We start from the raw sequence: 13,220 nt of genomic DNA, 5'->3' as shown, positions 1-13,220 counted from the left end.
TATTTAACTGTGCTACTTTTGTTAGGTAATCGAAAATAAAAACTATCGGGGAAAAACTATTTTTTGCTATAACTCAATGAATAAAACTGTATTACTCATACTTCTCTCGATGGTTCTGATGTCTTGCGGCACTTCCAGCTCTGCCAGAAAATATACTTATAAAAAACCGACAGCTACGAAATCTGTCAATCTTAAAAAGCTTAATTCCAACTATGCCGGAAATGTTTCCGGGAAACGTGCTTCAGTTATCAACGACGCTGAATATTATCTGGGAAGTCCCTATAAATATGCGGGTAACACAAAAGCAGGCTTTGACTGTTCCGGATTGGTTTGTAAGGTTTTTGATGAGAATGATATGAAACTTCCCAGACGATCCCAGGATCAGGCTAAAGCAGGAAATTCTGTCGAGGTTTCAAAAGTCAAACCCGGAGATCTTCTCTTTTTTGCGACGGCCGGCGGTTCCACCATATCGCATGTTGGCATTGTCCACGAGATTACCAACAGCGGCGAGATTACTTTCATCCATTCTTCAACATCAAAAGGCGTTATTATCTCATCTCTGAATGAAGCTTATTGGAACAAAGCTTTCCTTTTCGCTAGAAGTGTGCTTTAGTTTTTTTATTTTTGCATTGGATGAAATTTAATCCAAGATAACATCAATTATCCGTTAATCAATTATCATTTATAAATCATATGTCTTTACAGGAAAAAATCGAAAAAGCTTGGGATAACCGCGAACTTTTGAAAGAAGAAGAATACCAGAATGCAGTGAGAGAAGTAGTTGCAAAACTAGATGCCGGCGAATTGCGTACGGCAGAACCAACCGAAAACGGATGGCAAATCAACGAATGGGTGAAGAAAGGCGTGGTGATGTATTTCCCAATCCAGACAATGGAAACGATAGAAGTTGGTCCATTCGAATTTCACGATAAAATTCCTTTGAAGAAAAATTATGCTGAAAAAGGGGTAAGAGTTGTTCCTCACGCAATTGCAAGACACGGAAGCTTCGTGGCGAGTGGTGTGATTATGATGCCTTCTTATGTGAATATCGGTGCCTATGTAGATTCCGGAACAATGGTTGACACTTGGGCTACCGTTGGAAGTTGTGCTCAGATTGGTAAAAATGTTCACCTGAGTGGCGGCGTAGGAATTGGTGGTGTGCTGGAGCCTTTGCAGGCTGCACCGGTAATCATCGAAGATGATGCTTTTATTGGCTCACGTTGTATCGTTGTTGAAGGTGTTCGTGTTGGTAAGGAAGCGGTTTTAGGAGCTAATGTTTGTCTCACAATGTCCACTAAAATCATAGACGTAACGGGAGATGAGCCTGTAGAAATGAAAGGTTACGTTCCGGAAAGATCTGTGGTGATTCCGGGAAGTTATACGAAGAAATTTCCAGCTGGAGAATATCAGGTTCCTTGCGCCTTAATTATCGGAAAAAGAAAAGAATCTACGGATAAAAAAACCTCTCTTAATGATGCTTTGAGAGAAAATAATGTAGCAGTTTAATAGCTATCATTTTTAAACTTATATTTGTCATTCTAATGGGAATTAACGTCTTGCTAGGATGACATTTTTAATTAATAACCAAAAGACTGTGAAAGGAAAGTTCTTAAAATTCATTTCGGATTACCGGATTATATTTGTGATTTACGTGATTGTTTCTGCGATCACGGCTTATAGCAAATACAGAAGAGGAACAGGCGGTTACAACAACTATCTGATTTTCAAAGGTGTGTTTTATAATACGTTGCAGGAACGAAATATCTTCTCGCAATATCCCGATTTGTTTTTTGACAGCAATCATTATGGTGTCTTTTTCAGTCTTTTGATTGCGCCTTTTGCGATGATGCCAGACGGTTTTGGTGCAGTTTTATGGAATGTTGCAAGCACTTTAGTTTTCCTTTTTGCGATTTACAAATTTCCTTTTTCAGATAGAAAAAAATCTTTTTTTGCGTGGCTGTGTCTTCAGGAATTTATCACTGCGGCGACTTATTTTCAGTTTAATATTATTCTGACGGGGTTACTGATGTTGTCTGCAATTTACATTTATGAAAGAAAAGAAGCCCAATCTGCTTTCGCTATTCTCATCGGAGTTTTTGTAAAAATCTACGGAATAGTAGGACTTTCCGCGTTTTTCTTTGTTAAGAATAAAACCAAATTCATTATTTCATTAATTGTAATCTCAATTCTATTTTTCGTCTTACCAATGATGATTTCAAGTCCGAAATTTGGAGTTCAATCCTACTTTGATTGGTACACTTCTTTGTCGGGGAAAAATCTTGAAAATCAAGCTTTGGGAACACGTCAGGATTATTCTTTGATGGGCGTTGTAAGAAGAGTTTTGGGCGATGCGAGCATTTCCAATTTGATTTTTTTGATTCCTGGATTTATTATATTTATGTTGCCTTATATCAGAACAAAACAGTTTAAATTTTTACCATTTCAAATGATGATTCTATCTTCAACATTATTGTTTGTAGTACTTTTCAGTTCGGGCTCAGAAAGTCCGACTTACATTATTGCGATTGCCGGGGTGATGATTTGGTTTCTGATGCAGAAAAAATTAACCAGAATTGACATTGGTTTATTGATTTTTGTAATGATTTTCACTTGTTTTGCATTTTCGGATTTATTTCCAAAATCAATCAAAGAAGATGTTTTTATGAAATATTCTACCAAAGCAATTCCGTGTATATTAGTTTGGTTCAGAGTGATGTATGAATTGCTGACAAAAGATTTTGGAAAAGATTATCAATTAGATTAATGATTTTAAACTGATGAAAAAGATTTCCATCGTTATCCCAGTTCACAACGAAGAAGGCAATATTTCCTTGATGCATCAAAGAATCCAAGCTGTCTTTTCCAAACTTGAGAATTACAATTTCGAGATGATTTTCGTGAATGATGGAAGTCGGGATAATTCTCAAGCGATTTTGGAAAAACTCAGTCAGGATTTTAATAATGTCAAATTCATAGAATTTTCACGAAATTTTGGTCATCAGCCTGCCGTAAAAGCAGGTTTGGATTTTGCAGATGGAAACGCCGTTATCTCGATGGACGCCGATTTGCAACATCCGCCGGAACTTATTCCAGAACTCATTCAGAAATGGGAAGAAGGTTATGATGTGGTTTTGACCAACCGAAAATATCCCAAAGAAATATCTTTTTTTAAGAAGAAAACCTCCGAAATATTTTACAGATTTCTTTCTAGAATTTCCGATGTCGATTTGAAAAATGGAGGTGGTTCCGATTTCCGATTAATGGATGCGAACGTTGTTCAGTCTTTCCGAAATTTCACCGAAGATGATTTGTTTCTAAGAGGTCTGACGAGTTGGATGGGTTATAAACAAACCACAATCAGTTTTGTTGCAGGCACGAGAAATGCCGGCGAGAGCAGTTATAATATCAAGAAAATGATGAAGTTTGCCTTCACGGGAATTACGGCTTTCAGTGTGAAACCTTTGTATCTTGCGGCGTATTTGGGCTTTATGTTTTCCGTGCTTTCTGTGGTTGGTTACGGGATTTATGTGATTGAATCCTTCGTCTCTGGTACCGAAATTTCAGGTTGGGCATCGCTGATTATGACCATTGTTTTCTTCGGTGGCCTGCAGTTGATTATTTTAGGAATATTCGGGATCTACCTGGGCAAAATTTTCAAACAAGTCAAAGAACGTCCTAATTATATCGTTCGTTCAAAAAAATTATAAATGATTTTACTAAGTTTCGACATCGAAGAATTTGATATGCCTTTGGAATATAATGGCGAGATTCCCTTTGCGGAACAACTGGCTATTTCCAGAAAAGGTTTGCAGAATATTCTGAAAATTTTAAAAGAAAATAAAATCAAGGCGACTTTCTTTTCGACCGTTGTTTTTGCGGAAACTAATCAGGATTTAGTCAAGCAATTACTTTCCGAAGGTCACGAATTGGCTTCCCACACTTGGTTTCATTCAGATTTTGAAGAAAAACATTTGTTGGAATCGAGACTGGAATTAGAAAAATTATTTGATACAAAAGTTGTTGGACTGAGAATGCCGAGAATGAGTCCGGTTTCGGAAGATGCGGTTTCTGAGGCCGGATATTTCTACAATTCTTCCATTAATCCCACTTATTTGCCAGGAAGATATAATAACTTCAATGTCAGCAGAAAACCTTTTTGGCAAAAGAAAGTTTTGCAGTTTCCGGCTTCGGTTTCTACAATATTCAGAGTTCCATTGTTTTGGTTAAGTTTTCATAACTTTCCGCTTTGGATTTATAAATTTCTATCAAAGTTGTCTTTAGATTCAACAGGATTTTTGAACATCTATTTTCATCCTTGGGAATTTGCAGACATCTCGAATCCAAAATATAAATTACCTGCTTTTACTTTCAAAAATACGAATGCTGCAATGGTCAATCGTTTCGATGATTTTATCAAATGGGCGAAGAAAAATAACTATCAGTTTTCCACAACCAAAGATTTTTTGGAAAACTGGATTCAAAAAAATAAGAATTAATGAAGATTGCTTACGACGCCAAACGTATTTTTTCCAGCTGGTCTGGCTTAGGAAATTATTCCCGCGATCTGGTCCGGGTTTTAGCAAGTTATTTTCCTGATAATCAATATTTATTATTCAATAAAAAGAAATCAGAACGTGGCGAAGCAATATTGAAATTGCCAAACGTGACCTTTATCCAGACAACAAAAGGAATGCTTTCGCGACAGCTCAAAACAGGAATCGATGCGCAAAATAATGGTGCAGAAATTTTCCACGGTTTGTCCGGCGAATTGCCTTTGCGATGGAACTCGAAACCCATCAAAAAAGTCGTAACCATCCACGATTTGATTTTCGAAAGATATCCGGAATATTACACTTGGATTGATAGAAAAATTCATTTTTGGAAATTCAAAAAAGCGGCTCTTTCTGCGGATAAAATTATTGCGATTTCCCAGCAGACGAAACAGGATATTATTCATTATCTTAAAGTTCCGGAAAATAAAGTCGAAGTGGTTTATCAAGGTTGTCACGCCGGTTTCAAAGAAAAACAATCGGAGGAAATTCTTAATCAAATCAAAGAAAAATTCAATCTTCCTGAGAAATTTCTTTTGAATGTCGGAACCATTGAACCTAGAAAAAATCTTTTGAATGTTGTCAAAGCTTTAAAAGATTCTAAAATTCCTTTAGTCGTTGTAGGAACAATAAAACCGAAATATTTTAGCTCAATCGAGAAAGAAATCCGGAAAGGAAAAGTTGAAGTTCAGTTTTTGTCTGGCGTTTCTATGGACGAATTAGCCGGGATTTACAAACTCGCAGAAATCTTCATTTATCCCAGTTTTTTCGAAGGTTTCGGGATTCCCGTTATCGAAGCCTTGTTCTCAGAAACTGTTGTGATTACAAGCAATACAAGCTGTCTTCCGGAAGCTGGCGGACCGGATTCTGTTTATGTGAATCCTGAAAATGTGGATGACATCCGCGCAAAAATCAATTTTCTCTGGGACAACGAATCTGAAAGAAAACGCCGTGCTGAAAAGGGTTTACGATTCGTACAGAAATTCAATGATGAGGTGATTGCTGATGAAGTGATGAAGGTTTACAAAAGTTTGTTTTAATTGAAGTTTAATTTTGCAAAGGCTTCGACCCTTCGACTTTGCTAAGGATGACAATCCCAACAACCATCGACTATCAACTAAAAACTAAAAACTAATAATTCCTTTCTCCAAAAATAGCCGAGCCAACTCTCACGGAATTAGAGCCACATTTGATTGCGAGAGGAAAATCGCCGCTCATTCCCATTGATAGAGTTTCTAATGGTTTCAATTCGGACAATTCATCGAAAAGATTTTTGAGTATAGAAAATTCCTCACGGATTTGAATTTCATCATCCACAAAACTGGCCATTCCCATCAAACCTTTGATTTCGATATTTGGATAATTTCCATTAAGATAATTGTTGAAAATATCTTTGGCTTCATCAACTGTTAAACCAAACTTAGTGTCTTCTTTTGCAATTTTAACTTGTAGTAAAATATTGATTTTCCGATTGTTTTTCAACGCTTCTTTATTCACTTCTTTCAATAGTTTTTCGCTGTCAATGCTTTCTATAATTGCAACGAAACCCGCAATGTATTTTACTTTATTGGTCTGAAGATGTCCAATTAAATGCCATTCGATATCATTGGGAAGAACGGATTCTTTTTCCAATAATTCCTGAACTTTATTCTCTCCAAAAGCGCGTTGTCCCAAGTCATAAACTTCTCTGATTTTTTCTACAGGATTAGTTTTAGAAACCGTTACCAGTTTTACATTTTCTGGAAGTTGAGAAATTATATCTTGATAGTTTTGGTAGATTGACATTTCAGTTGAATTTTAAAAAACTATTGCAAAAATAGAGATTAATTATGTTATAAATGAATTCCAGAATTGCTCCAGAATTTGTAAATTTGAGGAAATTTTTATTCGAATAATAATCACAAAGATATGAGTCAATTTGATGTAACCGTTATCGGTTCTGGTCCTGGGGGATATGTTGCAGCCATCAGAGCTGCGCAATTAGGTTTTAAAACTGCAATTATTGAGAAATATCCTACATTGGGCGGAACTTGTCTTAACGTGGGTTGTATCCCTTCCAAAGCTTTGCTGGACAGTTCTGAGCATTTCGAAAAGGCGAAACACGAATTTGCTGATTACGGAATTATCATCAACGAGCCGAAAGTAGATTTGGCAAAAATGATCGAGCGTAAAAACGGCGTAGTAGAGCAGACAACGAAAGGAATCAACTTCCTGATGGACAAAAACAAAATCACAGTTTTTGAAGGTCTTGGAAGCTTCGAATCTGCGACTCAAATCAAAGTGACAAAAAATGACGGTTCTTCGGAAATTATCGATTCAAAATATACAATCATCGCAACCGGTTCAAAACCTTCAAGTTTGCCTTTCATTAATTTAGATAAAGAAAGAATCATTACTTCTACAGAAGCTTTGAATCTGAAAGAAATTCCTAAGCATTTGGTAGTTATCGGCGGTGGTGTTATCGGTCTTGAGCTTGGTTCTGTTTATTTGAGATTAGGATCTCAGGTAACTGTTGTTGAGTTTATGGATAAAATCATTCCGGGAATGGATGGGAGCTTGTCGAAAGAATTGCAAAAAGTGCTTAGAAAACAGGGGATGAAATTTGAGCTTTCTACAGCGGTTTCTGCAGTGGAGAGAAACGGAGATTCTGTAAAAGTAACAGCTAAAAACAAAAAAGGCGAAGAAGTAAACTTTGAAGGTGATTATGTTTTGGTTTCTGTTGGCAGAAGACCTTATACAGACGGACTTGGTTTGGAAAAAGCCGGTGTAGAGCTGGACGAAAGAGGAAGAGTGAAAACCAACGACCATTTGCAGACCAATGTTTCTAACATTTACGCCATTGGTGATGTAATCAAAGGAGCAATGTTGGCTCACAAAGCGGAAGAAGAAGGAACTTTGGTTGCTGAAATCTTAGCTGGACAAAAACCTCACATCAATTATAATTTGATTCCGGGCGTAGTTTACACCTGGCCGGAAGTTGCTGGTGTTGGTAAAACAGAAGAGCAACTGAAAGAAGAAGGTGTAGCTTACAAAGTTGGGAATTTCCCGATGAGAGCTTTGGGAAGAAGCCGTGCTAGTGGTGACACAGACGGCTTTGTAAAAATCATTGCTGATGAAAAAACAGACGAAGTTCTAGGTTTCCATATGATCGGCGCAAGAGCAGCAGATTTGGTAGCAGAAGGTGTTATCGCAATGGAATTCCGTGCCAGCGCAGAAGACATCGCAAGAAGCTCCCATGCACACCCGACTTACGCAGAAGCCGTGAAAGAAGCCGCTTTGGATGCGACGGGAAAAAGGTCTATCCATATGTAAGAATTTTTTGACAGAATATTTAAAGGGAAGCTTTTAGCTTCTCTTTTTTTTTTCAATAATTTTTTACCTGATCTTTCTTGCCTGCTGAATCAGCTTATGAATCCTGGAATCTAAATCTTCACTGGTCAGGGTCTGTCGCAGACTATCCACTTTTATCGGGAAACTTAGTGGTGTAAAAGTATTGGCAAATTTCAGGATGACTTTTGATTTTTCGATTCTTTTGAAAGCTTCAACCAAGCGTTGCTCCTGCAGTTGTGCATTGAAAACTTCGGTGTAGGCCTGTCTCACCAAAAAATGATTTGGATCATAGTCTTCCAGCACTTTAAAAATCAAACCAGCAGAGCTTTGCAAAGATTTGTTAGAACGTTGGGTTCCTGCATAATTTTGAATGACCATACCCGAAATCAATGCAATATCCCGGAATTTCCGCCTTGCCATTTCCGCAGAATTGATACTTGATATTACATCATTCATCAGATTTTCTCTGGTCAGGATTTTCTCTAGATTTTCTTCATTCAAAGAGATTTCCTTATCGCTGAATAATTCAAAACCATAATCATTCATCGCCATAGAAAAAGAAATCGGAGATAGTTTAGATATTCGGAAAGCAATCAAAGCAGCCATCACTTCATGTACCAACCGGCCTTCAAAAGGATACATAAACAAATGATAGCCTTCACGGTTTTTGATTAATTCCACCAAAAATTCATCTTCTCTCGGAATATGCGACCGTTCTTCCTGATTGGCCAGAAGCGGATACAGAAATTTCAATTCTTTTTCAGAAGCTTTCGGATTCAATGCGCCGGATAATTTTTCTCTTAAAAAATGGCCGAGGTTAGAGCTCAACGGCAATCTTCCGCCTAAATAACTTGGAGCCTGAGCCTTTCCTTTTGAAGCCCGAACGAAAACTGTCATGTCTTTTATCATTGCAACTTCCAGAACTCTTCCTGCTAGAATAAATCTCTCTTCTTTCTTTAATCTTGAAATAAAATATTCTTCGACCATTCCGATATAACCACCGGAAATAAATTTAACTTTCAGCATTGCGTCGCTAACAATAACCCCCATATTCATACGGTGAAGCATTGCAATTTTTCGGGATGTCACTTTGTGCAAACCGTCTTCCATCACGACAATTTTGTGGAATTCTTCATAGCTTTTCAGAACGTTACCTCCAATCGTTAGAAAATCAATTATGGTTTTCCATTCTTCCTCGGTCATTTCCTGAAAGCCAAACGTCTGCTTGATTCTCGGATATAACTGCTCGGGATAAAAGCCGTCGCCAACCGCCAAAGTCATCAGAAACTGAACCAAAACATCAAAGCATAAAACCTGTGGTTCGCGAGGTTCAATCACTTTTTGTTTAACAGCTTCTTTCAGAGCGGCAACCTCTATTAATTCTAAAGAATGTGTCGGAACACAGAATATTTTTGAAGTTTCAAAAGGGGAGTGGCCACTTCGTCCGGCACGTTGTAAAAATCTCGCAACACCTTTAGCAGAACCAACTTGTATCACAGTATCAACAGGCTTAAAATCAATTCCCAAATCTAAAGATGATGTGGAAACCACCGCTTTCAGTTTTCCAGAACTGAGATTTTCCTCAATCCAGATTCTTAATTCAGCATCAATCGAACTGTGATGGATGGCGATTTGTCCGGCAAAATCTGGGTAAGCATTCAGCAAAAGCTGATACCACATTTCACTCTGGCTTCGTGTATTAGTAAAAACGATGGTTGATTTGGATTCCAGGATAATCGGCACGACATTATCCGCTAATTTTTGTCCGAGATGTCCTGCCCAAGGCAAAATTTCAACTTCATTCGGAAAGACGGAAAGAATCTCAATTTTCTTATGTTCTTTGGCTGTGATTTTTGTTTTTTTAATATCATAAGGAATCAATACGTCCTGTGCTTCATCAAGGTTTCCGATCGTTGCTGTGATGCCCCAGATTTTAAGTTTCGGCACATAATGAAAAAGCTGAGAAATTCCTAATTCCACCATGACGCCACGCTTTGAGCCCAATAATTCGTGCCATTCATCCACTGCAACGCAATGCATATTTTTGAAAAACCGCTGATTATCTTTTTGACCTAAAAGAAGATGTAAACTTTCAGGAGTAACCACTAAAACTTCAGGCATATGTTTCAGCTGTTGCTGACGGACTTTTGGATCAGTGTCACCGTTTCGTACATCAACTGTCCAGTCCAATCCGATTTCGTCAATCGCTTCCTGCATTGCTTTGGCAATATCTTTTGATAGGGAGCGGAGTGGCGTAATCCAAATCATTTTCAGTCCTGTTTTGTATTGTTCCGGATGATTTAAAAAGTCTGAAATTAATGCTAAAAAAACAGAAAAAGTTTTCCCAAAACCGGTCGGAGCTACGACCATTCCACTGTAGCCATTCCCGAATTTGTGCCAAGTCTGAACCTGAAATCTAAATGGCGAAATACCTTTATCGCTCATCCAGTTTTGGATGATTTTGTAGCCGGCGGTATTTTCGAATGTTGTCAAATAATTATATTTTATAAATTAAAAAAGTCTTCGATTCCGCTCAGACTGACATTGCTGAAAACATTTAGTATTAGAATTGTCACGCTGAACGCAGTCAAAGGGTTTATTGTATCAATTTCTTTATCTCTTCAATATCATCAATATCATCAACTGTTTTATCTTTCCGCCAGCGCAAAATCCTCGGGAAACGCAATGCTACACCACTTTTGTGACGGTTACTGAAACCAATTCCTTCAAATGCTATTTCAAAAACCAGTTCAGCTTTTACAGTTCGGACTGGACCAAATTTCTCAATTGCATTTTTGTTTACAAACTTGCTGACTTCCATAATTTCCTTGTCCGTCAAACCGGAATACGCTTTGGCAATCGTCACCAATTTATCGCCACTTTTCACGGCAAAACTGTAATCGGTGTAGTAGCCACTTCGTCGACCGCTTCCTTTTTGGGCATAAATCAGAACGGCATCAATCGTCAAGGGATTTATTTTCCACTTCCACCAATCGCCTTTTTTTCGTCCCGAATGGTAATGTGAATTTTTCTGTTTAAGCATCAATCCTTCACTGTTGATCTCTCTGGAATTTTCTCTGGTTTGGTTTAATTCGTTCCAGTTTTCAAACTCAATTTGCTGAGAAATTTTGATGTTTTCAGGATTTTCATTCAGTAATAATTCTTCCAGCATTGCACGTCTTCCGGAAACCGGTTTTTCCCGTAAATCATTGCCTTGTAATTCTAACAAATCATATGCAAAAACCTGAATCGGAATTTCGGAAAGTATTTTCTTGGTTAGGGTTTTTCTATTGAGACGCTTTTGCAATTCGTTAAAATTTAAAACTTTATCATCTTTTACAGCAAGAATTTCACCGTCAATTACAAAGTTCCCTTTCATTTGCTGAATGACATCTCTGATTTCTGGAAATTGTTCGGTAATCAGTTCTTCTCCTCTTGACCAGATAAAAACTTCGTCATTTCGTCTGATGATTTGACCACGTATGCCGTCCCATTTATACTCAATCAACCATTCATCAGGTTTTCCGAGATCTTCCAAATTCTTTTCCAGCGGATAAGCCAGACAAAAAGGATATGGTTTTGAATTGTCAGGATTGATATTTTCAGCCGAAATCAGTTCCTTAAAACTTACTTCATCAGGCTGCCATTTCCCCATCAGGCTGTGCATCAGAGTACTGGCTTCCTGTCCGGAAAACTTCGTCAGAGAGTTAATCAATGTCTTAGAAGAAACCCCAATTCTGAAACTTCCGCCTAGTAATTTATTGAAAATCAAACGTTCAGTGTAGTCTAAACCATTCCAGGAATTCAGAACAAATTCTTTCTTTTCAGCATCAGTTTTTGATTTTAACCCAATAATTTCGTTCATCCAGTCCGACAGCGTTTTCTCTATTTTTTCACTGGGTGGCGGAAGAATCAAAGAAATTGTCTCGCCCAAATCACCCACCGAAGAATAACTTTCCTGTAACAACCAGAAAGGGAGTCTTGTAATTTCTAACGCCCATTCTTTCATATAATTGGTGTTCACATTTCGCTTCGGTCTTTTCCCGGTAAACAAAGCAATAAACCACAACTTATCATTATCTGGCGCACGCTCCAGATAATCGACAATAGCATCTATTTTGGTATTCGTCTTATTGGTGCTTTCCAAAGCGTTGATGAGTTCTGCGAAATGTCTCATATTTCAGGATTTTCGATGGTTTCTTTTTCAACTGTTTCATCGTTATCGTCACCGTATAAAGTTTCCACTACATCAGATTCAATCCCGATTTCATTTAAGTATTTAGAAAAAACTTCGGTTTGTCCGTGTGTGACATGAACGATTTCAGCTTCTGTAGCTTTGACAGTCTGTAGAAGACCTTTCCAGTCGGCATGATCACTCATTGCAAAACCAGCATCAGCACTTCGCCAACGTCTTGCACCCCGGACCTGCATCCAGCCCGAGCAAATCGCTGTCGCCGCATCCGGAATTTTCTTGATCACATTAGAATCCAGCAAAGCCGGTGGAACAATAACTATATCGCCCGAAACGTTTTTTATATTTTCCCTGAAATCTGGAATTTCGTACTCCGGAATTACAATTCCAGCCTCTTCAAAGGCCTGATTAAGTTTGCCGATAGAGTAGTGCACGTGGATTTTCCCCATTCCTTCCACTGCTTTCATTACTCTTTGAGCTTTTCCCAAAGAATATCCGATGAATACAGAAGTTTTCTGGTTTTCCTGATTCCTTAAAACCCAGTTCTGCATTTTTTTATTCAGGTCATCCACTTCCAGCCAATTGTAAATAGGAAGTCCGAATGTACTTTCCGTCACAAATTCATTGCACTTCACGAGTTCAAAAGGCGTACTCAATCCATCGTCCTGAACTTTATAATCTCCCGAAATCACACTGACATAACCTTTATATTCCAAACGAATTTGGGCCGAACCAATAATATGACCTGCAGGATGAAGCGAAAGCTTAACTCCATTGATGTCTAAAACTTCACCATATTGTAAAGTCTGACATTCGATATCTTCAGCAATTCTTTTCTTTAAAATAGGTTTTGTAAAATGATGACATAGGTATTTTTTCATTCCCCATCGGGCGTGGTCGGCATGACCATGTGTGATGACCGCAAAATCTACAGGTCGCCAAGGATCAATATAAAACTTTCCTTGTGGACAATAGATACCTTTATTTGTGAATGTAATGAGTTTCAAACGATTGATGATTAGTGTATTCCTGATTATTCAAAAAGCTAACCAAATTCTTTCTTTTAAATATTTTTATTAATGTTTGAATATTGTGATCAAAAAAAACTCCAACAATAAACTTTATTGTTGGAGATTATATGATTAAAT

11 protein-coding genes are annotated in these 13,220 nt (G+C 37.8%); 7 read left to right on the top strand and 4 right to left on the bottom strand.

Annotation, left to right across the window (positions count from 1 at the left end):
- Positions 1–76 precede the first annotated feature (76 nt).
- The 6 genes from BUA97_RS02090 (at position 77) to BUA97_RS02065 (ending at position 5,590) form a co-directional block, all read left to right on the top strand.
- Positions 77–613, top strand: coding sequence for a C40 family peptidase (locus tag BUA97_RS02090; protein WP_072996206.1), 537 nt, complete (start codon positions 77–79; stop codon positions 611–613).
- An 80-nt stretch (positions 614–693) separates the two neighbouring features.
- Complete coding sequence (locus BUA97_RS02085; RefSeq protein ID WP_072996205.1) at positions 694–1,506, top strand: 2,3,4,5-tetrahydropyridine-2,6-dicarboxylate N-succinyltransferase; 813 nt, start codon at positions 694–696, stop codon at positions 1,504–1,506.
- A 58-nt stretch (positions 1,507–1,564) separates the two neighbouring features.
- Positions 1,565–2,764 carry a glycosyltransferase family 87 protein gene (locus tag BUA97_RS02080; protein WP_072996204.1) on the top strand — a complete coding sequence of 400 codons (1,200 nt, stop codon included), beginning with the start codon at positions 1,565–1,567 and terminating at the stop codon, positions 2,762–2,764.
- Between the two features lie 13 nt (positions 2,765–2,777).
- Positions 2,778–3,707: a glycosyltransferase family 2 protein gene (locus BUA97_RS02075; RefSeq protein WP_072996203.1), complete on the top strand. Its 930-nt coding sequence runs from the start codon at positions 2,778–2,780 to the stop codon at positions 3,705–3,707.
- A complete protein-coding gene (locus BUA97_RS02070; protein WP_072996202.1) occupies positions 3,708–4,496 on the top strand; it encodes a polysaccharide deacetylase family protein in 789 nt (262 codons plus the stop codon).
- Complete coding sequence (locus BUA97_RS02065; RefSeq protein WP_072996201.1) at positions 4,496–5,590, top strand: glycosyltransferase family 4 protein; 1,095 nt, start codon at positions 4,496–4,498, stop codon at positions 5,588–5,590. Before BUA97_RS02070 ends, BUA97_RS02065 begins: the two co-directional genes overlap by 1 nt.
- A gap of 91 nt (positions 5,591–5,681) precedes the next feature.
- Here BUA97_RS02065 and BUA97_RS02060 read toward each other — a convergent pair whose 3' ends face one another.
- Positions 5,682–6,335 (bottom strand): YggS family pyridoxal phosphate-dependent enzyme, encoded by a 654-nt coding sequence (locus tag BUA97_RS02060; protein ID WP_072996200.1) that lies wholly within the window; start codon positions 6,333–6,335, stop codon positions 5,682–5,684.
- A 123-nt stretch (positions 6,336–6,458) separates the two neighbouring features.
- Here BUA97_RS02060 and lpdA point away from each other — a divergent pair, with 123 nt between their 5' ends.
- Entirely contained in the window at positions 6,459–7,862 is a 1,404-nt protein-coding gene (lpdA, locus tag BUA97_RS02055) for a dihydrolipoyl dehydrogenase (protein WP_072996199.1), read from the top strand.
- Between the two features lie 63 nt (positions 7,863–7,925).
- On the opposite strand, the gene BUA97_RS02050 is transcribed toward lpdA, so the two are convergent.
- The 3 genes from BUA97_RS02050 to BUA97_RS02040 all read right to left on the bottom strand — a co-directional run bounded on the left by BUA97_RS02050 (position 7,926) and on the right by BUA97_RS02040 (position 13,079).
- Positions 7,926–10,373: a ligase-associated DNA damage response DEXH box helicase gene (locus BUA97_RS02050; RefSeq protein ID WP_139258186.1), complete on the bottom strand. Its 2,448-nt coding sequence runs from the start codon at positions 10,371–10,373 to the stop codon at positions 7,926–7,928.
- 103 nt (positions 10,374–10,476) lie between these two features.
- Positions 10,477–12,057 (bottom strand): ATP-dependent DNA ligase, encoded by a 1,581-nt coding sequence (locus BUA97_RS02045; RefSeq protein WP_072996198.1) that lies wholly within the window; start codon positions 12,055–12,057, stop codon positions 10,477–10,479.
- Positions 12,054–13,079, bottom strand: a complete 1,026-nt coding sequence (locus BUA97_RS02040; protein ID WP_072996197.1) for a ligase-associated DNA damage response exonuclease — start codon at positions 13,077–13,079, stop codon at positions 12,054–12,056. Before BUA97_RS02040 ends, BUA97_RS02045 begins: the two co-directional genes overlap by 4 nt.
- Positions 13,080–13,220: the final 141 nt, after the last annotated feature.

The organism is Epilithonimonas mollis (assembly GCF_900142325.1).
GTDB lineage: Bacteria > Bacteroidota > Bacteroidia > Flavobacteriales > Weeksellaceae > Epilithonimonas > Epilithonimonas mollis.
This window is presented reverse-complemented; position numbering and strand designations above follow the sequence as displayed.

Coding starts and splice junctions, on each gene's coding strand:
- BUA97_RS02085 (WP_072996205.1), top strand. CDS start 694: ATGTCTTTACAGGAAAAAATCGAAAAAGCTTGGGATAACCGCGAACTT.
- BUA97_RS02060 (WP_072996200.1), bottom strand. CDS start 6,335: ATGTCAATCTACCAAAACTATCAAGATATAATTTCTCAACTTCCAGAA.
- BUA97_RS02080 (WP_072996204.1), top strand. CDS start 1,565: ATGACATTTTTAATTAATAACCAAAAGACTGTGAAAGGAAAGTTCTTA.
- BUA97_RS02090 (WP_072996206.1), top strand. CDS start 77: ATGAATAAAACTGTATTACTCATACTTCTCTCGATGGTTCTGATGTCT.
- BUA97_RS02065 (WP_072996201.1), top strand. CDS start 4,496: ATGAAGATTGCTTACGACGCCAAACGTATTTTTTCCAGCTGGTCTGGC.
- lpdA (WP_072996199.1), top strand. CDS start 6,459: ATGAGTCAATTTGATGTAACCGTTATCGGTTCTGGTCCTGGGGGATAT.
- BUA97_RS02045 (WP_072996198.1), bottom strand. CDS start 12,057: ATGAGACATTTCGCAGAACTCATCAACGCTTTGGAAAGCACCAATAAG.
- BUA97_RS02070 (WP_072996202.1), top strand. CDS start 3,708: ATGATTTTACTAAGTTTCGACATCGAAGAATTTGATATGCCTTTGGAA.
- BUA97_RS02075 (WP_072996203.1), top strand. CDS start 2,778: ATGAAAAAGATTTCCATCGTTATCCCAGTTCACAACGAAGAAGGCAAT.